Origin of the sequence: Lactonifactor longoviformis DSM 17459 (assembly GCF_900129135.1) — a bacterium.
Classification (GTDB): Bacteria; Bacillota; Clostridia; order Lachnospirales; family Lachnospiraceae; genus Lactonifactor; species Lactonifactor longoviformis.
Window position 1 is genome coordinate 42,371 of the sequence record NZ_FQVI01000007.1, and the last position, 24,274, is coordinate 66,644.

Genomic DNA, 24,274 nt, shown 5'->3' on the forward strand with positions numbered 1-24,274 from the left:
ATGAAACCAAATTCACCTGGAGAACGTCTCTATAACGGTATTATTAAAGAAAACCCAACCTTTGTATTGGTGTTAGGAATGTGTCCCACCTTGGCGGTTACGACTGCAGCTATGAATGGACTTGGAATGGGACTTACTACGACAGTGATTCTTACCATGTCAAACCTGTTCATCTCCCTTCTTCGGAATGTGATTCCCGACAAGGTGAGAATGCCTGCCTACATTGTGGTGGTGGCATCCTTTGTAACCATGGTACAGTTTTTGCTTCAGGGATTTATACCATCTCTGTATGATGCGCTTGGAATCTATATCCCGCTGATTGTAGTAAACTGTATTATTCTGGGAAGAGCAGAGTCTTACGCTTCCAAAAACGGTGTGGTTGCCTCTATCTTTGACGGTATAGGAATGGGACTGGGCTTTACTGTCTCTATCACTATCCTGGGGGCGTTCCGTGAACTTATAGGGGCCGGCCAGATTTTCGGTCTGCAGATTATGCCTGACAGCTATGTGCCGGTAACTATATTTATCCTGGCTCCCGGAGCCTTCTTTGTGCTTGCTATGCTGGCAGCTGTCCGCAATAAAGTGATGGACGGCAAACCAAAGAAAGAGTACAGTATGCACAGCTGCATCGAGGGCTGTGAGGCCTGCGGCAATAAATCCTGCGGCGGAAGAATTTCTTCTGCCAAAGAGAAAGAATAGGGGGTAGGTACCGTGGAAGCATTAAAAGAGTTATTGATCATCGGAATTGGTGCGGCAGTAGTAAATAACGTTGTATTGAGTCAGTTCCTGGGCCTGTGTCCGTTCTTCGGTGTATCGAAAAAGATAGACACAGCTGCAGGTATGGGAGGAGCGGTAGTTTTTGTTATTACCCTGGCCTCCTTTGTTACCAGTATTATTTATAAATATATTCTGGCCAATGAAGCCATTCACATGGAATATATGCAGACAATTGTATTTATTCTGGTAATCGCGGCACTGGTACAGTTCGTCGAAATGTTCCTGAAAAAATCAGTTCCGTCCCTGTATAACAGTCTGGGAGTCTATCTTCCTCTGATTACTACAAACTGTGCGGTTCTCGGTGTTGCTATCATCAATGTACAGAAAGAGTATAATGTGCTGGAGGGAACCATAAATGGGTTTGCCACTGCTGTGGGATTCACCATTGCCATTGTGTTAATGGCGGGACTGCGCGAGAAGATGGAGTACAATGATATTCCAAAAGCTTTCCAGGGATTTCCGAGTGTGCTTTTGACTGCCGGACTTATGGCTATCGCATTCTTCGGATTCTCCGGAATTATATAAGGAGGAGAGACGATGATACAAGGTATTATTATTGCGGCAGTATTAGTAGGCGGAACCGGCCTTTTTATCGGAATCTTCCTGGGAATTGCAGGCAAGAAGTTTGCCGTGGAGATTGACGAAAAGGAAATCGCCGTCAGAGAAGAACTGCCTGGAAATAACTGCGGCGGCTGCGGATTCCCTGGCTGTGACGGTTTGGCAAAGGCAATTGCTTCCGGGGAAGCGCCTGTGAATGCCTGCCCGGTAGGCGGGGCGCCTGTTGCTGCCAAGATTGGCGCTATCTTAGGCCAGGATGCAGGGGAAGCCGTTCACAGAGTAGCTTTTGTGAAATGCGCCGGCGACTGTGAGAAAACAACAAAAAGTTATCAGTATACAGGAGTGGAAGACTGTACGATGATGCAGTTCATCCCGGGAGGCGGAGAAAAAGCCTGCAAATATGGATGTCTGGGCTACGGAAGTTGTGTAAAGGCGTGTCCTTTTGATGCGATTCATATCGTAAACGGAATTGCTGTGGTAGATAAGGAAGCGTGCAAGGCCTGCGGGAAATGTGTGGATGCCTGTCCGAAGCACCTCATTGAGCTGGTTCCCTATGAGCAGAAATACTTAGTGGCCTGCAGCTCCAAGGACAAAGGCAAAGCAGTTATGAATGCTTGTAAGGTAGGCTGTATTGCCTGCAAAAAGTGTGAAAAGGATTGTCCGGCAGGGGCAATTACGGTTACGGACAATATAGCACATATTGACTATGAAAAATGTACCAATTGCGGTAAGTGCAAAGATTCTTGCCCGAGATTAGGAATTATACAATGAAAAAAATAAGTTGTCTGGTTATGGCTGCAGTCGTTCTCGTCTGCAGCCTGACTGGTTGCAGAGAACAAGATACCCTGGTGAGCAAGCAGGGTTTTTATTTTGATACAGTAATTAAAATCAGTATAGCGGGAAAAGCCAAAAAAGAGTCGGAGAAGATTCTGGACCAATGCCTGGCGCTTTGCCAGAAGTATGAGAATATTTTCAGCCGGACCAGAGAGGACAGCGAGGTGTATCAGATTAATCACAGGAGCACCGGCAGCGTAAAAGTGTCAGAGGATGTGCAAAGGCTGATCGCAGCAGCTATGGAATATTATAAACTGACAGATGGAAAGTTTGATATTACCGTTGCCCCCCTGGAGGAACTGTGGAATTTTACGGGAGAAAATCCCCGGGTTCCTTCTCCGGTTGAGATTCAGGAAGCTTTAGGTAAGGTGGGAATGTCCGGTATATCTCTGGAGGGAGACACTCTTACCTTTGAAAATGATGAAACTATGATTGATCTGGGAGCGCTTGCAAAGGGTTATATTGCAGATCGGCTGAAGGAGTTCCTAAGAGAACAGGGAGTGTCAAAAGGGGTGATTAATCTGGGAGGAAATGTTCTGACTCTGGGGGGAAAGAGTGACGGTTCGCCGTGGAAGGTAGGTATCCAGAAACCCTTTGCCGACAGAAACGAGCTTCTTGCGGTTGTGGAGGCAGACGGCCAATCCGTGGTTTCCTCCGGCATTTACGAGCGTTACTTTGAGGAAAATAATAAGCGATACCATCATGTGCTGGATCCTGCCACGGGCTGTCCGGTGGAGAACAGCCTTACCCAGGTAACCATCCTGTCTGACAGCTCTTTACAGGGAGACGGTCTCAGCACCAGCTGTCTGCTTTTGGGATACGAGAAGGGGAGGGAACTGGCAGAAAGCCTGGAGGGCGTGGAGGCTGCCTTTGTTTTGGAGGACGGAACTATTCATACAACAGAAGGGATGAATCTGACAGAACAATAGACGGATATTTTTGCAATCACGTCTTTTTTATGGTATACTCTTTCAAGCATCCTGCATTAGCAATATTTCATACTTTTCGGGAGGTGCCTGAATGTGAAGAAAAAAGATTTGATTCTTATAGGAATTATTCTGCTTGCGGCGGCAGCCTGCTGGGCCGGATTCAGGATGTTTGGAGATCAGAAAGGGAATATGCTGGTGATAACCGTAGACGGAGAGGTATACGGGACTTACGATCTATCTGTAGATCAGGAAATTGTAATCGGTTCTACCAACCGGTGTGAGATAAAAGATGGTGTGGTTAGGATGACAGAGGCTGACTGCCCGGATCAGCTCTGCCGAAAGCAGAAGAGTATTGACGCTTCCGGCGGTACGATTGTGTGTCTTCCAAACAAAGTGGTTTTGGAAATCTCCCAGGACGGGAAGGATGCACAGGCAGATACTATAGCCCAGTGAGGAGTGGAAGACAGAGGTGAGACAAAAGACAGCGTGGATGGGTCTTATGGCGGCGATTGCCATTATATTCGGATACATAGAGACGCTCCTTCCGATATTCACCGGAATACCTGGGATTAAGCTGGGACTTGCCAATCTGGTAACTGTGTTTATGCTCTATGTATTTACATGGAAAGAAGCCGCTGTAATTGCTACTATACGTATTCTGGTAATAGGCTTTCTCTTTGGCAGTCTGTTCAGCATTTTGTTCAGTCTGGCCGGGGGATATCTGAGTCTTATGGTGATGGTGTGGATGAAGAAGGTTCCGGGACTCAGTGTTATAGGGGTGAGTATTGCCGGGGGTGTGTTTCATAATATCGGACAGATTCTGGTAGCTGCTCTGGTAGTAGAGAATATAAAATTGTTTTATTATGTGCCAGTTTTACTGGTGGCGGGTCTGGTAACCGGGCTGCTGATCGGAATAGTAGGCCAGATGCTCATAAGGCGTCTGAAGCCTTTGCTCTAACGAACGGCAGACGGCCCTGGCATACTTTAGGCAGGAGGAAATATGATAGCGTTTATTAAAGGTGAAGTGATTGAGGTTCAGGAGAATAAAATTATTCTGGAGAGCAGTCAGATAGGATATAATATCTTTATGCCGGGTTCTACACTGGATGGGATGCTGCATCCCGGGGATGAGGTGAAAATATACACGTATCTGAATGTCCGTGAGGATGCTATGCAGCTGTATGGTTTCCTGACAAAGGATGATTTGAATACCTTTCAGCTTTTGCTGGGAGTCAATGGAATCGGTCCTAAGGGTGCCCTTGGCATTCTGTCGGGAATAACAGCGGATGAGCTGAGATTCGCTGTGCTGTCAGATGATGCGGCCACCATAGCAAAGGCACCGGGAATCGGAAAAAAGACGGCGCAGAAGCTGATTCTGGAGCTGAAGGACAAGCTGAATCTGGAGGATGCCTTTGAACAGAAGCTAAGCAGCCGCCAGACGGCCCGGGGGGAGCTTCCCGGGAGCGGCGACGCCTCAAAAGAGGCGGTGCAGGCGTTGGTAGCCCTGGGATATTCCAGCACAGATGCCCTGAGGGCTGTGAAACTGGTAGAAGGTGCCAGGGAGATGAGTGTGGAGGAGATCCTGAAACAGTCTCTGAAGAAAATGCACATATAACAGAAGTAGGATGGTAACATGGAAAAAAGAATTATAACCACAGATGTAACGGAAGAAGATCTGCCTATAGAGGGCAGCCTCCGGCCTCAGACACTGGACGAATATATTGGCCAGGAAAAGACGAAAAAGAATCTGAAGATTTATATAAAAGCAGCCAGACAGCGTGGGGATGCCCTGGATCACGTACTTTTTTACGGTCCTCCGGGTCTTGGAAAGACCACCCTGGCAGGAATCATTGCCAATGAAATGGGAGTTCATATGAAGGTAACCTCCGGACCGGCCATTGAAAAGCCTGGGGAGATGGCGGCAATTCTGAATAACCTCCAGGAGGGGGATGTACTCTTTATTGATGAGATACACAGGCTGAACCGGCAGGTAGAGGAGGTTCTCTATCCCGCCATGGAGGATTATGCCATTGATATCATGATTGGAAAGGGGGCTACTGCCCGATCCATTCGTCTGGATCTTCCTCAATTCACCCTGGTGGGCGCGACCACCAGGGCAGGACTTCTCACAGCACCCCTGAGAGACCGGTTCGGCGTGGTACACCGTCTGGAATTCTACAATGTGAGTGAGCTTAAGACGATTATTATCCGCTCAGCAGAAGTGCTTGGGGTGGAGATAGACGAAAAGGGCGCGGAAGAGATGGCACGCAGGTCCAGAGGAACCCCGCGTCTGGCCAACCGGCTGCTGAAGCGGGTCCGGGATTTTGCACAGGTGAAATATGACGGCAGGATAACAGAAGAGGTGGCAAATTTTGCACTGAATCTGCTGGAGGTGGATCGGTATGGCCTGGACCAGGCGGACCGGACAATTCTTACCACTGTGATAGTCAAATTCCAGGGCGGACCTGTGGGACTGGATACCTTGGCTGCGTCTATCGGTGAAGATGCGGGGACCCTTGAGGATGTTTATGAGCCTTACCTGATTCAGAACGGCTTTTTATCCCGCACACCGAGGGGAAGGATTGCGACAGAGCTGGCCTATCATCATCTGGGGATCGCACAGCCCTGATAAAAAGGGTTGTTTTTCTGCAGAATTCGATTATAATAGACATATGAGAAAATAGGTGGGAGGACCCGAGATGGCAGTAAAAAATACGACGCAGGTGTTAATCGGAGGAAAGATTATTACCCTGAGCGGTTATGAAAGTGAAGAGTATTTACAGAAGGTGGCGTCCTATATTAATAATAAAATTGCAGAGCTCAGTCAGCTGCCGGGATATAACAGGCAGTCTGTGGAGACAAAGCATACACTGTTGAGCCTGAATGTCACAGATGATTATTTTAAAGCGAAAAGGCAGGCAGAAGTGTTTGAAGAGGATCTGCAGGGCAAAGATAAAGAAGTATACGATCTGAGGCATGAGATGGCACTGCTTCAGGTGAGGCTTGAGAATGCTGTGAACGAGCTGAATGAGCTGAAGGATAAGAATCATAAGCTGTCCGGTCAGGTGGAAGAGCTGGAAAAAGAAGTAAATGAATTATTATCATAGAGGAAGGGGGATTGCCGCGGTGATCTCCTTTTCTTGTTTGAAAAATAGAAAGGAACGATATGAAAGCAGAACTTTTATCTCCTGCAGGCTCCTGGGAGGGCATGGAAGCGGCATTTCTGGCAGGAGCGGATGCCGTTTACATTGGCGGGAAGAATTTCGGAGCCAGGGCATATGCTAATAACCTGGAGGATGAACGGATGGCAGAGGCCATAGATTATGCCCATATACATGAGAAAAAACTGTATCTTACGGTGAATACCCTGCTTAAAGACGCTGAACTGGAGAACCGCCTTTTTCAGTATTTGGCTCCTCTCTATGAGCGGGGTCTGGATGCGGTCATTGTGCAGGATCTGGGGGTACTCTCTTTCATCCGAGAGAATTTTCCCCTTCTTCCCATACACGCAAGCACACAGATGGCTGTGACCGGTGCCGGGGGCGCCGCATATCTGAGAAAACTGGGAGTAACCAGAGTAGTGACGGCAAGAGAGCTTTCCCTGAATGAAATCCGCACCATACACGATACTGCAGATGTAGAGATAGAAAGTTTCATCCATGGTGCCCTGTGCTACTCTTACTCGGGCATGTGTCTTTTCAGCAGCATTCTGGGAGGGAGAAGCGGGAACAGAGGGAGGTGCGCCCAGCCCTGCCGCCTTCCCTACGATGTCTATGAAAATGGGAAGCGCCTGAACAGCAAGGAGGACAAGTATCTTTTAAGTCCAAAAGATATGTGTACCATAGAGCTTCTTCCCGAGATTCTCCGCGGGGGAGTATACTCCCTTAAGATAGAAGGACGAATGAAAAAACCGGAATATGCGGCCGGGGTTACCCGGATCTATCGAAAGTATCTGGACATGGCGCTGACAAGTCCTGAGACGTTTTCCGTGTCCGAGGATGATTACAGAGAACTGGCTGCCCTATACCAGAGGGATGGATTTAGCCGGGGCTATTATCAGGTACACAATGGAAAAGAAATGATGGCGGTGAAAAACCAGAAGCTTGCCGAAAAAAAAGGCTGTCTGAGAGAAGAAAATACCAGGGCTCTTTATGAAAAGCTGGCCCGGGAGTTTGTGGGGAAGAGCAGTCCGGTGGGCATAGAGGGAAGCCTGCATCTGAAGGAGGGAGAACCTTCTCTTTTCACTGTCAAGTGCCGGGAAGCCTCGGTCAGTGTATCCGGGGAACCGGCTCAGCGGGCCGTAAAACAGCCTTTGTCCGAAGAAAGGATTAAGGCACAGCTGAGAAAAACTGGTGCCACCCCCTTTTCATTTAAAAATCCCGGGATTATGATGGAAGGGGAACTCTTCCTTCCTATGCAGAGTCTCAATGAACTGAGACGCAGGGGATTGGAAGAACTGGAAAAGGAACTGCTGAAGACTTACAGGAGAAAGCCGCCTGTTCCCGCAGGCAGAGCAGAGGAAAAGCCCGGCGTGGGATCGTGTAAGCTATCTCTCTATGTCTCTGTGGAAACCAGGGAACAGCTTTCTGAGGCGCTGAAACGGAAAGAGGTATCAGGGATTTATGTTGACTGTTCTATGACAGCGGGAAATAGTTTATTTGCCGGAGCGGAAAAGCTGCTTCGTGAGGTTCAGAATGCGGGAAAGGAATGTTATCTTTCGCTTCCCTATATTGTGAGAGGCGATACCCTGGAAAAAGAAAAAAACACTCTGAAAGAGCTGGCGGATGCAGGACTTGACGGATATTTGGTGCGGAATCTGGAAAGCTGGGCACTGCTAAAAAAACTTGGACTGGAGAGGAAAGCTGTGTTAGACTATGTAGTGTACAGTTTTAATAACCGGGCGGAGTCTTTTTGGGAGCACGAGGGCGTAAAGCGGCAGACCGTGCCGCTGGAACTGAATGAAAGAGAACTGCACAGGCGGTATAACAGCGGCAGTGAGATGATTATCTACGGGAGATATCCGATGATGATCTCTGCACAGTGTCTCTTAAAAACTGCAGGGAAGTGCAGCGGAAGAGACGGCCGGGCTGAGCTTGCAGATCGGTACGGACAGAGGTTTCCTGTGAAATGCTTCTGCAGCTTTTGTTATAACGTCATATATAACAGTATCCCCACCGGACTTCTGAAGGAGAGTCAAAGTGTTAAGAATCTGGGACCGGGAAGCCTCCGGATGGCATTTACTACTGAAAATGCAAAGGAAACCGGAGAGATGATAGCCCTTTTCGCAGGTGTATACCTGTACCATCAAAAGAATCCCCAGAATGTACCGGAGTTTACCAAGGGACATTTTAAAAGAGGGGTAGAGTAGGTGAAAACGTGGTAAATGTTATTGTTGAGTTATCCAGATATTTGATTATTATTCTCATGGCTTTGTATACTCTTCAGTGCTTCACTGTGTTTAAAGAGAGAAATGAGAGAGAAAAGAAACATATTTTAAGGAAACAGCTGTTCCTGATTTATTTTATGGATCTGGTTGCCTTTACGGTTATATTTCTGAAGATACAGAAAATAGAGATCCTGACCTTTTTTGCAGCACAGCTGATCTACTTTACTGTGGTTCAGATCCTGTACCGCATTATCTATAAAAAGGCGGCTTTTTTGGTATTGAACCATATGTGCATGCTGCTGAGCATAGGATTTATTATGTTGGCAAGACTGGATCTGGAGCGTGCGGTGAAGCAGTTTCAGATTGTCGTGATTGCCACAGTCATAGCGCTGGTGATACCGGTAATGATCCGCAGGATGAAGTTTCTGAATCAGCTTACCTGGGTCTATGCCGGTGCAGGCTTTGTGCTGCTGGCCGTCGTGCTGGTATTGGGACGGACGGAATATGGGGCCAAGCTTTCCATTAATCTGGGCGGCTTCTCCTTTCAGCCCTCTGAATTTGTTAAGATTATTTTCGTGTTTTTTGTGGCCTCCATGCTCTATAAAAACACGGATTTTATACAGGTGGTAAAGGCCACGGTGGTCGCAGGTGCCTATGTTCTGATACTGGTGGCATCCAAAGACCTGGGAAGTGCGGTGGTATTCTTTATCACATATCTGGCAATGGTATATGTAGCAACCAAAAAACCGCTCTATCTGGCGGCGGGTGCAGGGGGCGGCTGTGTGGCGGCTGTGGGCGCCTACTTCTTGTTTAATCATGTGCGTCAGAGAGTAGTGGCGTGGAAGGACCCTTTTTCTGTATACGACAGAGAGGGCTATCAGATTGTGCAGTCCCTGTTTGCCATAGGAACCGGAAGCTGGTTTGGTATGGGGCTTTGTCAGGGAGCGCCTGACTCTATACCGGTCGTAAAGCAGGATTTTATCTTTGCTGCTATCTGTGAAGAACTGGGAGGCATCTTTGCCATGTGTCTGATTCTGGTCTGTATGAGCCTGTTTTTGATGGTGGTTAATATTTCTCTTCAGATTAAGAATCCATTTTACAAGCTAATTGCGCTGGGACTTGGCACAGAATACGCATTTCAGGTGTTCCTTACCATAGGAGGCGCTACAAAATTTATCCCGATGACAGGAATTACCCTGCCTCTTGTCAGCTATGGAGGAAGTTCTGTGCTCAGCACGATTATTATGCTGGCCATTGTTCAGGGATTATATATTTTAAGAGAAGATGAGGATGAGGAACTTGGAAAGCAGAAAGAGAGAAGAAGAGCTCAGACAAATCAAAAAAGAGCAAAAACAAAAAGCTAAGAAGAAGGCAAAAAAGGCCAGAAACAGAGAATATGCCATTGTGTCTTACTTTTTTGTAGCAATTTTTGTAGCACTTATTGGCTATCTGGTATACTTTGATGCTCTGAAAAGCGAGGAATTTATTAATAGTCCCTACAATAAACGGCAGGATACCTTTGCAGACCGGGTGATCCGCGGAAAGCTTCTCTCTGCCGACGGAGAGAGTCTGGCCTATACGGAAACAGCGGAGGACGGTTCCGAGACAAGAGTGTATCCCTACGATGATCTTTTTGCCCATGTGGTGGGTTATACGGAGAAGGGGAAAAGCGGCCTGGAATCTCTGGCCAATTTCCAGCTTCTGACTTCCCATGAAGGATATCTGGGACAGATGCAGAAAGCCTTTAAGGGAGATAAGGTGATCGGGGACAATGTAATAACTACTCTGGATACCAGTATCCAGAGGGCAGCATATGATGCCCTGGGGGATTATAACGGTGCAGTGGTTGTGATGGAACCCAAGACTGGCAAAATCCTGGCTATGGTGAGCAAACCAGATTTTAATCCGAATCATCTGGCTGACAACTGGGATGAGCTGGTCAGTGACGACAGCAACTCCAGCCTGCTGAATCGGGCGACCCAGGGGGCATATCCTCCAGGCTCTACATTCAAGATTGTGACTTCTCTGGCTTACCTGAGGGAACATGGGACCCTGGATGGCTATTCTTTTGACTGCCAGGGCAGTATCACGGTGGGAGAACATACGATTCACTGTTATAACGATACGGTACACGGTCAGGAGGACTTCACCACAGCCTTTGCCAAATCCTGCAACAGTGCCTTTGCCCAGATTGGTCTGGATCTGGGGGCGGGAGCCCTGAAATCTGCAAGTGAGGACCTGCTGTTTAATAAAAAACTGCCGGTGGATCTCACGTACAGAAAGAGCCGTTTTTCTCTTGATTCCAGCGCCGGAAAGCCTCTGCTGATGCAGACTTCCATCGGACAGGGAAATACGCTGGTATCTCCTATGCATATGGCGCTGATCACCAGTGCAGTAGCCAACGAAGGGGAGCTGATGACGCCTTATCTTATTGAGCGGGTGGAGAATGACAACGAAGACAAAGTAAGTGAGACAAAGCCGGAAACTTACAAAAGGCTTATGTCTGTGAAAGAGGCGGACACTCTGAAAGAACTGATGATCGATGTTGTGGAAAACGGTACTGCAAAAAAGCTGAACGGACAGGGCTACACAGCTGCCGGCAAGACAGGGTCGGCAGAGTACGATCAGGGAGGCGAGCGCCAGACCCACTCCTGGTTTGTGGGGTTTTCTAATGTGGAGGATCCGGATATTGTAGTCAGCGTGATAGCTGAGGGGGCAGGGACAGGCAGTGAGGCCGCCGTTCCCATCGCCAGAGCAGTGTTTAATGAATACTATTATTAATTTATTTCCTCCCTTGCGTGAGAATTGAAAAAGAGTTATACTAAAATAGGTTTGAACACAACCGTACAGGAGGAATTGCAGATGATTGAAGCAACGAGCTGTGGCGGGGTGGTAATTTATCGTGGCAAAATACTGACCTTGTATAAGACTTACAAGCACAAATACGAGGGATGGGTATTACCAAAAGGAACAGTTGAAGCAGGGGAAGACTTTAAAGATACAGCCATACGGGAAGTAAGAGAAGAGGCGGGAGTATCAGCGACCATAATTAAGTATGTGGGTAAGAGTCAATACAGTTTCTGCGTGCCGGAGGATATGGTAGAGAAGGATGTACACTGGTATCTGATGGCGGCGAACAGCTATTACAGCAAACCTCAGAGAGAGGAATATTTTGTGGATTCTGGGTATTATAAATTCCATGAAGCTTACCATCTGTTGCGCTTTTCCAATGAAAAGCAGATTTTGGAGAAAGCGTACAATGAATATTTGGATTTGAAAAAGGCAAATCTATGGGGAAATAAGAAATATTTTTAACGGAAGAGGGACTGTTATTCAGTCCCTCTTGCTGAAATTAAAGGAGGTAGCGGACGATGTTGGAGCAGATTGATTTGACAAAGAGCATTGTGAAAAAAGAGTATCATGAAAAAATCGACAGGCTGGAAACCAGGCTGGCAGAGCTTCAGAGAGAATGCAGAACATTGGGGATTCCTGTGATTATTGTATTTGAAGGCTTTGGCGCAGCGGGCAAAGGCGTGCAGATCAACCGGCTGATCCATCCTCTGGATCCCAGAGGATTCCAAGTGTTCGCTATCAGCGGTGAGTCTGAGGATGAGAAAATGCACCCCTTTTTGTGGCGATTCTGGACAAAGACTCCTGCCAGAGGAAGAATCGCTATCTTTGACAGGAGCTGGTACCGGAAGGTGCTGGTGGACAGGTTTGACAAGAAAACCACGGACGCAGAGCTGGAATATGCATATCAGGAGATTAATACCTTTGAGAAGCAGCTGAATGACGACGGCACCGTGATCCTTAAGATATTTCTGCATATTGACAAAAAGGAACAGAAAAAAAGATTCCGGAAGCTTTTGGCCTCTCCGGAGACAGCCTGGCGGGTGAGCAGCGGTGACCTGAAAAGAAACAGAAAGTATGAACTCTACAAAGAGATGAATGAGGAGATGCTGGAGAAGACAGACACTTCGTATGCTCCCTGGACCATTGTTGAGGGGATGGATCGGAAGTTTGCCACCATCAAAATCTACCGCACGGTAATTGACAGGCTGAATGAACAGGTAGAGCTGGTGCGCCGGGCCGGAAAAGAAAAAAAGAAAGCTGAGGCAGAGGGGCAGTCTAAAAAGCCCACAGAGGAAGATTTAGTATTGAAATCCTCCAGTCTGAGCAGTGTGGATCTGAGCCTTTCGTATACGAAGGACGAGTACAAAGAAAAGCTGAAGAAGCTGCAGGATAAAATAGCGCTTCTGCACAGTGAGCTGTACCGCAGGAGGATTCCGGTTGTGCTGGGGTTTGAAGGCTGGGATGCGGCGGGAAAGGGCGGCGCAATTAAACGTCTGACCGAGACAATGGATCCCCGGGGATATGTTGTCAATCCCACAGCTGCTCCCAGCGGTGCGGAAAAAGAGCACCACTATCTGTGGCGGTTCTGGAAAACAATACCGAAAAACGGCCACGTGGCTATCTATGACAGAACCTGGTACGGGCGCGTGATGGTAGAAAGAATTGAGGGGTTCTGTACCAAAGAGGAGTGGCAGAGAGCCTATAAAGAGATCAATGATATGGAAGCTCATCTATCCCGCTCCGGGGCCATTGTCCTGAAATTCTGGATGCACATTGATAAGGATGAGCAGGAGGCGCGCTTTAAAGAGAGAATGGAGAATCCTGAAAAGCAGTGGAAGATTACGGAGGAGGACTGGAGAAACCGGGAGAAATGGGAACAGTACGAGGAAGCCGTGAATGAAATGATTATCCGGACCTCCACCTCCTATGCCCCCTGGATTATTGTAGAGGGTAACTGTAAATATTATGCAAGAATCAAAGTCCTGGAATCTGTGGTACAGGCGATTGAGGAAAGATTGAAGCAAGAGCAGTAAGGAAAGAAATTATGTTAAAATGGTATAAGAATCTGTATGTGGGCGATACTGCAGAAAAGAAGAAAAATAAACTGATATGGAAAATCAACCATGGCGCCGGAGTCATTGATGTCTATCTTGTGACGCTTGCTAAGAATCCGGAGAATCTCCTGGAGATATTTTCTGCAAATCTTCTTCTGCAGAAGCCTCTTCGCCGTACCTGTCCCATGATTGTAGGCCTGGCAAAAGGATATGACGAAGCGGTACAGCTTGTGGCTTTGATGGTACAGGAAGTCTATGAGAATACGAAGACCGCAGATGTGCGGGGATATCTGAAACAGAAAGAACTAGAAAAATAATAGGTGTGAGAATATGCTACATATTATTTTGGGAATACTAAAAGTTATAGCAATCATATTGGGCATTTTGGTAGGACTTGTTCTTCTGCTTCTGCTGTCCCTGCTTCTGGTGCCCCTGCGCTACCAGGGAAAGCTGCAGAAGGATGGGAATGGGGTGGCCGGGAGAGGAAAGATTACCTGGCTGGCCCATGGACTGTCTGTGCTAATCCTTTATGAGCATGGGGAATTCAGGATGAAATTAAGAATTTTAGGGATTCCTGCAGAACGGCTGAAAGGACTGGTGACACGCCTTGGCAAAATTCGTTTCCGGCGGAAAAAGACACAGCCGGAAACAAAGAAGCAGCTGAAGACAGCGTCATCCGAGGAGACCAAGCTTCCATATAATACACTGGAGGAGCATACCGAAGAAAAGGAAGAAACTCTGCAGGGGGGACGCAGTGTACAGGCGGCATTGGAGGAAAGGGAGATACCGGCAAACGAGGACAAAAAGAACAAATTTGCCGCATTTCTGGAGAAACTGAAGGTGATCCTGTATAATCTATTTCACTTGCCGGAAAAGATTCTTGCGGCAGTCAGAAATATTTACTCAACAACCGGGGAAATATATGGTAGAATGAAAGTGTTTCTGGAGCTGATAAAGTCAGAGGAATTTTTGGGAGCCAGAACGCTGCTGTGGGGGCAGCTGAGGATACTGCTGCGGAGACTGGGACCGACTAAGATAAAGGGGACCCTCTCTTACGGTTTCGACGACCCTGCCCTGACCGGTCAGGTATTGGCGGGGCTCAGTTTTTTCTATCCCAAATATGGGGACAGACTGCGTATCTACCCATATTTTGACCGAAAGATTCTGGAGACAGATCTCTATCTCAGGGGAAGAATCTACGGGGTTCATTTGCTGGCTGTGGCATGGAAGCTGTATCGTGATTCTAATATAAAATATATGATAAAAAGATTTAAGCACAAGGAGGAGTAATAATGGCAGACGGGAATAATTTTCAGACAACAGTAGATTCTCTTTTTAAGGGAATGGACAGTTTTATCACAACTAAGACAGTGGTGGGCGAGGCAATTACGGTAGGTGATACCATTATACTTCCGCTCATCGATGTATCCTTTGGAGTGGCAGCGGGCGCTTTTGCCGATGACAAAAAGAATAATGGTGCCGGAGGCATGGGCGGCAAAGTATCTCCCAGCGCTGTACTTGTAATCTCCAATGGGACAACAAAGCTGGTAAATGTTAAGAATCAGGACGGACTTACCAAGATTCTGGATATGGTGCCAGACTTTGTCAATAAGTTTACAGACAAGAAAGCCGATGATATTATCGCTCATAATCAGAAGACAGAGGACAAAAAGACAGAAGCGGATTCCCAGGAAGAGCCCACAGACTAGGTGTATTGAAGGAGCGGGTCCCTGCATATACTAAAAAGTAAGAGGACAAAAGGAGTCAAAAATGTGTCGTCTCATTGGATTCCTGTTATTTTGGGTAGGAGTGGGAATGCTCATTGCCCTGATATTTCCCAAGTGCTTTTTTATCGTATTAGTGGCAGCAGGATGCCTGTTAGGGGGATATAATCTATTTTGCAGATAGTGGAAAATAAAAAAACCACCGCCAACCGCGATGGTTTTTTATTTCCTTGCATTACGCTCTTTCAACTTTACCGGACTTCAGGCAAGAAGTACAAACATACATCTTCTTTGAAGCACCGTTCACATTCACTCTTACAGATTTGATGTTTGATTTCCACATTTTATTAGAACGTCTATGGGAATGGCTCACACTGTTTCCGAAATGAGCGCCCTTTTCACAAATAGCACACTTTGCCATGATAGCACCTCCTTGACATATAAAATAAGTCTGATATACCCTATTACTACAGACTCACAACAATAGTTATTTTAACAGATGGTGGCACTTTTTGCAAGTAAAAATATAAAAAATTCAAATTATTATTTCATTTTTGTATAAAACAGGTTATAATACTAACATGATCCGGAAGACTGGCGTCTTGGCACAGAAACGGATTTTGAATAATATAGTGGAGGTGTCCGGTATGAATGGTTGTATTGATACAGGATTGGGCAAAATAGTTATTGATACAGATGTGATTGCTACGTACGCGGGAAGTGTTGCCGTTGAGTGTTTTGGTATCGTAGGAATGGCTGCTGTCAGCATGAAAGACGGGCTCGTTAAGCTTTTGAAAAAGGACAGCTTAAAGCACGGAATCAATGTGACGATCAGTGACAATAAGATAGAGTTGGATTTTCACGTAATTGTGGCATATGGTGTTAGTATTTCCGCAGTGTCCGACAATCTAATCAGCAACGTGAAATATAAAGTAGAAGCCTTTACCGGCATGGAGATTGAGAAGATCAATATCCTTGTGGAAGGCGTACGAGTAATTGATTAATTAAGGAGGAACTTGTTGTGAGTACAAAGACCATAGATGCAGGCGTCCTGGCTAAGATGTTCCTGGCAGGAGCAAAGAATCTGGAGGCAAAAAAAGAGTGGATTAATGAACTGAATGTATTTCCAGTGCCGGACGGGGATACGGGAACGAATATGACCCTGACCATTATGTCTGCAGCGACAGAAGTCAGCCAGCTGGATAAAATAACTATGGATTCCCTGGCAAAAGCCATATCGTCCGGCTCTCTCAGAGGTGCCAGAGGCAATTCCGGTGTTATTCTCTCCCAGCTGCTGCGGGGATTTACAAAAGGAATCGCTCATTATGAGAAACTGGATGCACAGAAATTTGCCGACGCTTTTGAAAAAGGTGTTGAGACTGCCTACAAGGCAGTTATGAAGCCGAAGGAGGGGACGATACTTACTGTGGCAAAAGGAGCGGCAACCCGTGCCCTGGAACTGGCTGAGGAGATGGAGGATCTGGATGCATTTTTCAGGGAGATTATTGACCATGCGGAATATGTCCTCTCTCAGACCCCGGAGATGCTTCCCGTGCTGAAAGAGGCAGGTGTCGTTGATTCCGGAGGACAGGGGCTTTTAGAAGTGCTGAAGGGGGCCTACGACGGGTTCCTGGGAAAAGAAATCGACTATAGCTTTGAGGCTCCCACGGGGCAGAAGCTGACCCGAATCTCTCCTCAGGCGGAAGCAGATATTAAGTTCGGATATTGTACAGAATTTATCATTGTATTGAAGGAAGAACTTTCGGAGCATGAGGTTTCCAAGATAAAAGAATATCTGATGTCAATCGGTGATTCACTGGTGGTCGTGGCTGACGATGAAATTGTCAAGATCCATGTACATACCAATGATCCTGGACTTGCAATTTCCAAGGCTTTGACCTATGGTTCCCTCTCTCGTATTAAGATTGACAATATGCGGGAAGAACATCAGGAGAAGCTGATAAAGGATGCGGAAAAGCTTGCCGCAGAGCAGGCCGGGGAAGAGACAGTGCCGGAGAAGGAAGTGGGATTCATCTCTGTATCTGTAGGTGAAGGTATGTGTGAGATCTTTAAAGAACTGGGGGCAGACTATCTGATTGAAGGGGGACAGACCATGAACCCCAGTACAGAGGATATGCTGAACGCAATTTCACGTGTCCCGGCGAAAAATATTTTTATATTCCCGAACAATAAGAATATTATTCTGGCGGCAAATCAGGCCAGAGATCTGACAGAGGATAAAAATATCTATGTAATTCCCACAAAAACCATGCCTCAGGGAATTACTGCACTTATCAATTACGTTCCGGACAGAAGCCCGGAAGAAAATGCAGAGGCAATGGCAGAAGAAATCAAGAATGTAAAAACAGGACAGGTAACCTATGCGGTTAGGGATACCCATATTGATGACAAAGAAATATCCCAGGGGGATATTATGGGAATCGGAGATCATAAGATTCTCTCTGTGGGAAAAGAGATTGAACAGGTAACTCTGCATATGGTGGAAGAGATGGTGGACGAAGAATCGGAGATCATAAGTATCTACTATGGGGAAGAGGTTTCGGAAGAGGATGCGGAGGAACTGGCGTCCAGACTGGAAGATAAGTACCCGGACTTTGATGTGGAGGTCAATCAGGGCGGACAGCCAATCTATTATTATATTGTATCAGTAGAATAAAGGAGAGAAAAGGAAGGGTGTTGCCTGGCGAAGTGGGCCGGGGCAGCACCTTTCTTTCACAGTTTTTCTAATATTACATAAAAGGTGGAAGGGATATATGGAAGAAAGTGCACCTCTTCGTTCTCTGAAAGGAGTAGGGGACAAGACTGAAAAGCTGTTTCAGAAGCTTGGAATTTATACAGTTGGGGATTTGCTGCACTATTACCCACGGGAATATGACAGATATACGGAACCGGTGACCGTAAAGGAAGCGGTGGAAAAAGGAGCCGGGAAAGCAGCAGTTGCGGCAAGGATTACGGGAAATGTGGATGTGAAAATTGCAGGGAAAAGTACCATAGTATCGACTGTCCTGACGGACCGGGGAGAAGCCTTGCAGCTCATCTGGTTTCATATGCCTTTTCTGAGAAATGTGCTGAAAAGAGGCGGGGCTTATATATTCAGAGGAAAGGTAGCGGAAAAAAGACATAGAATGGTTATGGAACACCCTCAGATCTTTACCCGGGAGGAGTATGAAAAGCTGCAGAACGGCCTGCAGCCTGTCTATAGCCTTACAGCTGGCATCACAAACAAATTGTTGGTTAAAATGATCCGCCAGGTTTTGGAGCAGAAGGAGCTGGCTGCGGAATACCTGCCGGAAGAAGTAAGAAATGCATATCGCCTGTCGGAGTATAATTTTGCGGTCTCCCAGATCCATTTTCCGGAAAACCAGGAGTCCATGGTTTTGGGACGGCGCCGGCTTGCCTTTGACGAATTCCTTTTCTTTATTCTGGGGATTCAGCTTCTGAAGGAAAAAAAGACAGAGGAGAAGAATCTGTTTGATATGAAGCCGGTATGGGAGACAGAAAAAGTAATAGAACAGCTTCCTTACCGTCTGACCAATGCCCAGACGCAGGTGTGGCATGAGATAGAGAGGGATATGACCGGTCATACCCTTATGAACCGTCTGGTACAGGGAGATGTGGGATCCGGAAAAACAATCCTCGCATTTCTGGCCATGATTCTGGCCGGGACAAACGGATACCAGAGTGCGCTGATGGTCCCCACGGAGGTGCTGGCCAGACAGCACTGGGAGGGGCTGAGAAGGCTGATTAAGGACAGCAAACTGACAGGCTTAGAACCTATTCTTCTGACAGGTTCCTCTACCGCAAAGGAGAAAAGAGAGGCATATGCAATGATTGCGGAAGGAAAGGCTAAGATGATTGTGGGCACTCATGCGCTGATCCAGGAAAAGGTAGTATACCAGAACATAGCTCTGGTGATTACGGATGAGCAGCATAGGTTTGGGGTACAGCAAAGGGAAATACTGTCTAAGAAAGGCGGAAGTCCTCATGTGCTGGTAATGAGTGCAACCCCTATTCCCAGGACTCTGGCGATTATTTTGTACGGGGATTTGGATATTTCCGTGATCGATGAACTGCCGGCAAAGCGTCTTCCTATAAAAAATTGTGTGGTGGATACCAGTTATCGGCCGAAAGCCTATGCTTTTATGCAGCGTCAGATAGAGGCCGGACACCAGGTGTATATCATCTGTCCCATGGTGGAGGAAAGCGAAGGGATGGAGGCGGAAAATGTTCTTGATTATACAAACCGATTAAAGACTGTTTTTCCTTCCCAGATTGTGGTAGAATCACTTCATGGACGAATGAAGCCGGCAAAAAAGAATCAGATTATGGAGGCCTTTGCAGAGAATAAAATCCAGGTTCTGGTGTCCACCACTGTCATAGAGGTGGGAGTGAATGTCCCTAATGCAGTGGTTATGATGGTTGAGAATGCAGAGAGGTTCGGCCTGGCACAGCTCCACCAGCTGCGGGGCAGAGTGGGACGGGGAGATGTGCAGTCTTACTGCATTTTCATGCACAACGATGCAGGGGAAGAGATTCAGAAACGGCTGGAGATTCTGGAGAAATCCAATGACGGTTTTTTTATTGCAGGAGAGGACCTTCGCCTGCGGGGACCGGGAGATTTGTTCGGAGTCCGTCAGAGCGGTAGTATGGAGTTTAAGATCGCAGATGTTTATCAGGATGCAAATATACTAAAGGAGGCCAGCGAGGCGGCAGGGGGAATTCTGGCCCTGGATCCGGAGCTTGCCCTGGAACAGCACAGGCCTCTGAGAGAGGAATTGGAGAAATATATGAAGTCTCAGGCAGAGACGCTGGGGCTGTAAGGCGGTGTGTATGAAGGAAATTGTAAGACTGGACAACGTAAAAAAATCCTATCGGATGGGAGAGGTTACCATTCATGCTGTGGACGGCGTGTCTTTCTATATACGGGAAGGGGAATTTGTGGTTATTGTGGGTCCCAGCGGTGCGGGAAAGACAACGGTACTCAATATTCTGGGCGGAATGGATACCTGTGATGAAGGTGCTGTCCTGGTGGACGGCACAGACATCAGCAAATTCAGAGGAAAAAAACTAATAGAATACCGTCGGGAGGCGATCGGCTTTGTATTTCAATTCTATAACCTGATCCAGAATCTGACGGCTCTGGAGAATGTAGAGCTGGCAATCCAAATCTGCAGGGATCCACTCAATGCCGAGGATGCCCTCTGCGATGTAGGATTGAAAGAGAGAATGCAGAATTTTCCGGCCCAGCTTTCGGGAGGGGAGCAGCAGCGAGTGGCCATTGCCCGGGCGCTGGCCAAGAATCCAAAGCTGCTGCTCTGTGACGAGCCCACAGGAGCTCTGGACTATCAGACAGGAAAAGCAATCCTGAAACTGCTCCAGGACACCTGCAGAGAAAAAAAGATGACAGTGATTGTGATAACCCATAACCAGGCCATTACCCCTATGGCTGACAGAGTAATAAAAATCAAGAACGGACGTGTGAGCAGTATGACGGAGAATCCGAATCCCATGCCCGTAGAAGAGATAGAATGGTAGTGATGTAGTGAAGCATAATGCCCTGAAAAAAGACTTTTTTGTGGAACTGAGAAAAACAAAGAACCGCTTTTTTTCCATACTTCTTATCGTGGTTCTGGGAGTTGCCTTTTTCTCCGGTATCCGTGCTGCGAGTCCGGATATGAATCTGTCGGCGGATAAGTTTTATGACGACAGCAATTTTATGGATATGCGGATTCTGAGCAGTCTTGGACTTACCGATGAGGACGTGAATGCTGTCCGCGGCATAGAAGGTGTAAGCAGCGCAGAAGGCGGTTACTCAGCAGACGTACTATGTGATCTGGAAGATGCCCAGATTGTAGTACGTCTTATGTCTATGCCTGAATCTATGAATGAGATACAGATAGCAGAGGGCAGGCTGCCGGAGAATAATCAGGAGTGTCTGGTAGATACAAAGTTTATTACAAATACAGGATATGAGATTGGTGACACCATTAAGGTTGCCTCGGGGACAGAGGACGATATCAAAGACACGGTGAAAGAGACTTCTTATAAGATTGTAGGCAGCGGTAGTATTCCCTATTATCTGAGCCTGGATCGGGGAACCACAAAGATTGGCAACGGCAACCTGAACAGCTTTATTTTTCTTCCCAAAGATTGTTTTGCGATTGAGGCGTATACCGAACTTTGTCTGACAGTTACAGGCGCCAGGGAGCTTCTGGACACCTCAGACGCCTATGAGAATTTGGTGGGAAAGGTGCAGGATCGGCTGGAGGATATCTCTGAGGACAGATGCCAGGCGCGTTATGACGGAATACAGGAGGAGGGCCGGGACAAGATTGCGGATGCTAAAAAAGAGATTGCTGACAATGAACAAAAGCTGGAAGATGCGGCCAAAGAACTGGAGGACGGCCAGGTAAAGCTGGAGGACGGAAAAAAAGAAATTGCGGAGAATGAGCAGAAGCTGGCAGACGGAAAAAAAGAGTTGGACGACAATGAAGCAGTTCTTCAGGACGGGCGCAGCCAGATAGACGACGGATATGTCCAGATAGCAGATGCCAAAGAACAGCTGGAGGAGAAGCAGCAGGAGATAGACAGCGGCTGGGAGCAGATTGAGGCCAACGAACAGACACTGAAGGAAAAGCAGCAGGAGTACGAGTCAGGTCTGGCGCTGTATAAAGAGGGCGAAGCAAAGACCGAAGAACAAATTGCAGCCGCCTGGAAAGAGTGGAACGAGGGAAAAGCTGCCCTGGACGGGGCCTGGGCTTCGGCCAGGGAGCAGGCGGAGCAGGAGGCCAGGCAGCAGGCGGAACAAGGCGTAAGAGCCGCCATGGAGGAGAGTCTGAAAGCGGCGGTGGAAGCCGGACTTATGACGCAGGAGGAGGCAGACGCCCAACTTGCGGCAGCTATATCTGCTGCTCAGGAGAGCGCTGTTGCCGAGGCTGTGAAAGTCATTGAAAATCAATTTGCGGATCCCCGCGGAGAGCTGGAAAAGAACAAAAAGATTATCGAAGAGAACGAAACTGCTGCCAGGCAGCAGCTCTTAGCATCTAAAAAAGAGCTGGAAGAGGGAAAGGCAGAGCTGGACGGCGGCTTTGAACAGCTGGAAGCTGCCAGGGCAGAGCTGGAGGATGGCCAGTCTCAATTAAATGCGGGATGGGAGGAGCTGTCTGCGCAGGCAGCGCTTCTGGAGGAAAAAGAAGCCGAGTGGCAGGATGGGAAACAAAAGCTGTACGATGCCGGAAAAGAGTGGCAGGATGGAGTAGATCAGCTGGAGGACGCCAAAAAGGAGCTTCAGGATAAAGAACAGGAATTTTGGGACGGAAAGCAGGAATACGAGGAGGCGCGGGAGGAAGCCGAGCCTGAGATTGCCGATGCCAAGGTTAAGATTCAGGATGCAGAGAAGGAGCTTCAGGAACTGGAGCTTCCGGAGTGGTATGTTTTAGACAGGAATTACATAGAATCTTATGTGGAATATCATCAGGATTCCCAGAGAATTGAGGCAATCGGAAAAGTATTCCCGGTAATTTTCTTTCTGGTTGCCGCCCTCATCTGTCTTACGTCAATGACACGTATGGTTGAGGAAGAAAGAATTCAGATTGGTACTCTAAAGGCCCTTGGATATGGGAAGTTTTCCATAGCGGCTAAGTATATCTGCTATGCCTTTACGGCCACTATGCTGGGAAGCCTGACAGGGCTGGTGCTGGGACAGAAACTGCTTCCGGTAGTAATTATTAATGCCTATGGAATTTTGTATACCAATCTGCCGCAGATCCTGAACCCGCTGCATCTGTCTTACTCGCTGTCCTCTACTGCCGCTGCGATTTTCTGTACGGTGGCAGCTACTGTGTTTGCCTGCTACAAGGAACTGAACGCCTGCCCGGCAGAGCTGATGCGGCCGGCAGCACCTAAAATCGGGAAAAGAGTACTTCTGGAACGGATCGGGATTCTATGGCGCCACCTGAACTTTACTAACAAGTCTACCATTCGGAATTTGTTCCGGTATAAAAAAAGATTTTTTATGACAGTTTTGGGAATCGGAGGATGCATGGGGCTTCTTCTGGTAGGCTTTGGGCTGAAGGATTCTATTAAGTCCATCGGGACGCTTCAGTTTGGCAGTATCCGCAATTACAGTGCCAGTATTGCTATGAAGGATGACGTTACAGAGGAAGAGGAGAATCAGCTACTGGAAATTGTAAAGAATGACAAAGAAATAAAGAACTCTCTTTCCGTGTGTGAGACGTCAGTGGATGTGGGACGCAAAGGAACGGAAAAAAGTTCTTATATGGTAATCCCTCAGGATCCCGGCCGTCTGACAGAATTTATCAGCCTTAGGGACAGACTGACAAAAACACCCTATGAACTCACCGACGACGGAGTGATCATAACAGAGAAGCTTGCAAAATTACTGGATGTGAAAGCTGGTGATGAGATCTATCTGAAAAAGGATGAGACTCACAAGCTGAATGTAAAGGTAAGTCATATAACGGAAAATTATTTCTATCATTATGTATATATTACACCTGCTTTATATGAAAAAATTTATCAGGAAGAACCTGAGTTCCACCAGATCTATACCATAAATAGTTCCGACAGCGGGAAGTTTGAGGAGGAATTCCAGAGACGTTATATGGAAGAAGAACAAGTGACGGAAATCTCATTCCTCTCCGGTTTGGCGGACAGGATTGCGGATATGCTTAAGAGTATGGATACCGTAATCTATGTGCTGGTAATATCTGCAGGAATGCTGGCCTTTATCGTTTTGTATAATCTCAATACGATCAATTTAAGTGAGAGAAAGAGGGAACTGGCCACCCTGAAGGTGCTGGGATTTTATGACATGGAAGTCTCGAGCTATATGATCAGGGAAAATATATGGCTGACCCTGATCGGGAGTATAGTAGGTGTTATTTTCGGACGAATGCTGCATTATTTCGTGATTTTGACTGCAGAAATAGACATAATGATGTTTGGCAGAAATATCGAACCAAAGAGTTTTATATTCAGCATTATCCTAACATTTTTCTTTTCATTTCTTGTGAATTTTGCTATGCATTTTAAATTGAAAAAAATAAACATGGTGGAGTCGATGAAGAGTGTGGAGTAGGAAATACTTGAAAAATTCGCAGAATAGGTTTATTATGA

23 protein-coding genes are annotated in these 24,274 nt (G+C 47.1%); 22 read left to right on the forward strand and 1 reads right to left on the reverse strand.

Annotation, left to right across the window (positions count from 1 at the left end; translation table 11 throughout):
* The 17 genes from rsxE to BUA56_RS08585 all read left to right on the forward strand — a co-directional run bounded on the left by rsxE (position 1) and on the right by BUA56_RS08585 (position 15,100).
* On the forward strand, positions 1-699 hold the full coding sequence (rsxE, locus tag BUA56_RS08505; RefSeq protein ID WP_072850886.1) for an electron transport complex subunit RsxE: 699 nt from the start codon (positions 1-3) through the stop codon (positions 697-699).
* A 12-nt stretch (positions 700-711) separates the two neighbouring features.
* Positions 712-1,302 carry an electron transport complex protein RnfA gene (locus BUA56_RS08510; RefSeq protein WP_072850888.1) on the forward strand — a complete coding sequence of 197 codons (591 nt, stop codon included), beginning with the start codon at positions 712-714 and terminating at the stop codon, positions 1,300-1,302.
* A gap of 12 nt (positions 1,303-1,314) precedes the next feature.
* The gene (locus BUA56_RS08515; protein WP_072850890.1) at positions 1,315-2,106 is read left to right on the forward strand and encodes an RnfABCDGE type electron transport complex subunit B; all 792 of its coding nucleotides are present in this window, start codon (positions 1,315-1,317) and stop codon (positions 2,104-2,106) included.
* Positions 2,103-3,098, forward strand: coding sequence for an FAD:protein FMN transferase (locus BUA56_RS08520; protein WP_084067792.1), 996 nt, complete (start codon positions 2,103-2,105; stop codon positions 3,096-3,098). The genes BUA56_RS08515 and BUA56_RS08520 overlap by 4 nt, the downstream gene beginning before the upstream one ends.
* 93 nt (positions 3,099-3,191) lie before the next feature.
* Complete coding sequence (locus BUA56_RS08525) at positions 3,192-3,551, forward strand: NusG domain II-containing protein (RefSeq protein ID WP_072850894.1); 360 nt, start codon at positions 3,192-3,194, stop codon at positions 3,549-3,551.
* Positions 3,552-3,567: 16 nt separating this feature from the next.
* Entirely contained in the window at positions 3,568-4,056 is a 489-nt protein-coding gene (locus BUA56_RS08530) for a Gx transporter family protein (RefSeq protein WP_242946744.1), read from the forward strand.
* Between the two features lie 42 nt (positions 4,057-4,098).
* The gene (gene ruvA / locus BUA56_RS08535) at positions 4,099-4,713 is read left to right on the forward strand and encodes a Holliday junction branch migration protein RuvA (protein WP_072850898.1); all 615 of its coding nucleotides are present in this window, start codon (positions 4,099-4,101) and stop codon (positions 4,711-4,713) included.
* Positions 4,714-4,731: 18 nt separating this feature from the next.
* On the forward strand, positions 4,732-5,727 hold the full coding sequence (gene ruvB, locus BUA56_RS08540) for a Holliday junction branch migration DNA helicase RuvB (RefSeq protein ID WP_072850900.1): 996 nt from the start codon (positions 4,732-4,734) through the stop codon (positions 5,725-5,727).
* A gap of 70 nt (positions 5,728-5,797) precedes the next feature.
* Entirely contained in the window at positions 5,798-6,205 is a 408-nt protein-coding gene (locus tag BUA56_RS08545) for a cell division protein ZapA (protein ID WP_072850902.1), read from the forward strand.
* Positions 6,206-6,264: 59 nt separating this feature from the next.
* The gene (locus BUA56_RS08550) at positions 6,265-8,466 is read left to right on the forward strand and encodes a U32 family peptidase (RefSeq protein ID WP_072850904.1); all 2,202 of its coding nucleotides are present in this window, start codon (positions 6,265-6,267) and stop codon (positions 8,464-8,466) included.
* A gap of 8 nt (positions 8,467-8,474) precedes the next feature.
* Positions 8,475-9,848 carry an FtsW/RodA/SpoVE family cell cycle protein gene (locus BUA56_RS08555; RefSeq protein WP_072850906.1) on the forward strand — a complete coding sequence of 458 codons (1,374 nt, stop codon included), beginning with the start codon at positions 8,475-8,477 and terminating at the stop codon, positions 9,846-9,848.
* Positions 9,775-11,265: a peptidoglycan D,D-transpeptidase FtsI family protein gene (locus BUA56_RS08560; protein WP_242946745.1), complete on the forward strand. Its 1,491-nt coding sequence runs from the start codon at positions 9,775-9,777 to the stop codon at positions 11,263-11,265. Before BUA56_RS08555 ends, BUA56_RS08560 begins: the two co-directional genes overlap by 74 nt.
* 81 nt (positions 11,266-11,346) lie before the next feature.
* Positions 11,347-11,799, forward strand: coding sequence for an NUDIX hydrolase (locus tag BUA56_RS08565; protein ID WP_072850910.1), 453 nt, complete (start codon positions 11,347-11,349; stop codon positions 11,797-11,799).
* Between the two features lie 56 nt (positions 11,800-11,855).
* A complete protein-coding gene (gene pap, locus BUA56_RS08570) occupies positions 11,856-13,370 on the forward strand; it encodes a polyphosphate:AMP phosphotransferase (RefSeq protein WP_072850912.1) in 1,515 nt (504 codons plus the stop codon).
* A gap of 11 nt (positions 13,371-13,381) precedes the next feature.
* On the forward strand, positions 13,382-13,708 hold the full coding sequence (locus BUA56_RS08575) for a hypothetical protein (protein WP_072850914.1): 327 nt from the start codon (positions 13,382-13,384) through the stop codon (positions 13,706-13,708).
* Between the two features lie 13 nt (positions 13,709-13,721).
* The gene (locus BUA56_RS08580; RefSeq protein ID WP_072850916.1) at positions 13,722-14,681 is read left to right on the forward strand and encodes a DUF2953 domain-containing protein; all 960 of its coding nucleotides are present in this window, start codon (positions 13,722-13,724) and stop codon (positions 14,679-14,681) included.
* 2 nt (positions 14,682-14,683) lie between these two features.
* Positions 14,684-15,100 (forward strand): GerW family sporulation protein, encoded by a 417-nt coding sequence (locus BUA56_RS08585; RefSeq protein ID WP_072850918.1) that lies wholly within the window; start codon positions 14,684-14,686, stop codon positions 15,098-15,100.
* A 250-nt stretch (positions 15,101-15,350) separates the two neighbouring features.
* On the opposite strand, the gene rpmB is transcribed toward BUA56_RS08585, so the two are convergent.
* A complete protein-coding gene (rpmB, locus tag BUA56_RS08590) occupies positions 15,351-15,536 on the reverse strand; it encodes a 50S ribosomal protein L28 (RefSeq protein WP_072850920.1) in 186 nt (61 codons plus the stop codon).
* Between the two features lie 226 nt (positions 15,537-15,762).
* Here rpmB and BUA56_RS08595 point away from each other — a divergent pair, with 226 nt between their 5' ends.
* The 5 genes from BUA56_RS08595 to BUA56_RS08615 all read left to right on the forward strand — a co-directional run bounded on the left by BUA56_RS08595 (position 15,763) and on the right by BUA56_RS08615 (position 24,236).
* Positions 15,763-16,119, forward strand: a complete 357-nt coding sequence (locus tag BUA56_RS08595) for an Asp23/Gls24 family envelope stress response protein (protein WP_072850922.1) — start codon at positions 15,763-15,765, stop codon at positions 16,117-16,119.
* A gap of 17 nt (positions 16,120-16,136) precedes the next feature.
* Positions 16,137-17,792: a DAK2 domain-containing protein gene (locus BUA56_RS08600; protein WP_072850924.1), complete on the forward strand. Its 1,656-nt coding sequence runs from the start codon at positions 16,137-16,139 to the stop codon at positions 17,790-17,792.
* 97 nt (positions 17,793-17,889) lie between these two features.
* Complete coding sequence (gene recG / locus BUA56_RS08605; RefSeq protein WP_072850926.1) at positions 17,890-19,956, forward strand: ATP-dependent DNA helicase RecG; 2,067 nt, start codon at positions 17,890-17,892, stop codon at positions 19,954-19,956.
* 10 nt (positions 19,957-19,966) lie between these two features.
* Positions 19,967-20,671: an ABC transporter ATP-binding protein gene (locus BUA56_RS08610; protein ID WP_072850928.1), complete on the forward strand. Its 705-nt coding sequence runs from the start codon at positions 19,967-19,969 to the stop codon at positions 20,669-20,671.
* Between the two features lie 7 nt (positions 20,672-20,678).
* Positions 20,679-24,236 (forward strand): ABC transporter permease, encoded by a 3,558-nt coding sequence (locus tag BUA56_RS08615; protein ID WP_072850930.1) that lies wholly within the window; start codon positions 20,679-20,681, stop codon positions 24,234-24,236.
* The last annotated feature ends 38 nt before the right edge of the window (positions 24,237-24,274 follow it).